Source organism: Bradyrhizobium acaciae, assembly GCF_020889785.1.
Classification (GTDB): domain Bacteria; phylum Pseudomonadota; class Alphaproteobacteria; order Rhizobiales; family Xanthobacteraceae; genus Bradyrhizobium; species Bradyrhizobium acaciae.
In genome coordinates this window covers 1-1,026 of sequence record NZ_JACMYK010000317.1, presented here as the reverse complement: position 1 = coordinate 1,026, position 1,026 = coordinate 1, and the positions used below count along the sequence as shown (strand labels likewise).

Sequence of the window (1,026 nt, the reverse complement as noted above, 5' to 3'; positions counted from 1 at the left end):
AGCATCGCCTTGATCCGCCGCAGCAGGCCCGGGTTCGCCGCGCCGACCGACGGCGTCGGCAGCAGCGCCGCGAACGGACGGGCGAGCCCGGCCATGATCATGCTGATCCGGAACAGGCCCGGCCGCGGCAGCACGAAGGCGAGCACCGACCGCAGCAGCCGCTCGGTCAGCGGCCGTTGGTAGTCCCGCTCGATCCTGACCCGGGCCTGGTCGACGAGGTGCATGTAGTTCACGCCCGACGGACAGGTGGTCATGCAGGCGAGGCACGACAGGCAGCGGTCGATATGCTTGACCACGTCTGCCGTCGGCGGCTTGTCCTTCTCCAGCATCTCCCTGATCAGGTAGATGCGGCCACGCGGACTATCGAGCTCATCGCCGAGCAGCACATAGGTCGGACAGGTCGCGGTGCAGAAGCCGCAATGCACGCACGCGCGCAGGATCTTGTCGGCTTCCTTGATGTCGGGATCGGCAAGCTGCGCCAGGGTAAACTCGGTCTTCATGCAGCCCCGCCTCGCATCATCCGGCCGCGGTTGAGGATCGACCTCGGATCGAAACTCGCCCTGACCCGTTCGCCGAGCGCGGCAAGCCCGGCCGCCTGCGGCTGGAACACATCGACCGCACGGCGCACATCCTGGCCGGCGCGGATCAGGGTGGCATGTCCGCCGATCGCCTCGACCTGGCCGCGGACCAGCGTGGCCTGCGCGTCGGCGCTTTGCGGCACCGCGGCCCAGATCAGCCCACCGCCCCAGTCGTAGATCACATCACCGCCGGTTGACCGCGCCAGCGCCTGGCCCAGCGCACCACCCATGGCCGGCGGACAAACGATGCGCCACACCGGTAAGGCCCCGAGCGCGCCGTTTGCGGCAAACGGCACCACGTCGCGCAGCGCGCTCCAGATCGTAACGGAAGCGTCGTCAGCGAGGCTGTCGACCGTTCCATAGGTCGAGAGTGCCTGGCTCAGCGAGGCCGCGCGGTGCGCCGCCGACGCCGAAATGCCCTCGAGCCGCACCAGCGTCACCGGCTGGC

General features: G+C 69.3%; 1 protein-coding gene and 1 pseudogene. Both read right to left on the bottom strand.

Features of this window, described 5'->3' with window-relative positions; genetic code table 11:
- Positions 1-500 (bottom strand): 4Fe-4S dicluster domain-containing protein (locus tag H8A92_RS40515; RefSeq protein WP_229200812.1); only part of this gene is annotated, 500 nt, incomplete at its 3' end.
- Positions 497-1,026, bottom strand: a pseudogene (locus tag H8A92_RS40510) (2-hydroxy-acid oxidase); the annotation flags it as partial. The pseudogene H8A92_RS40510 and the gene H8A92_RS40515, both read right to left, overlap by 4 nt.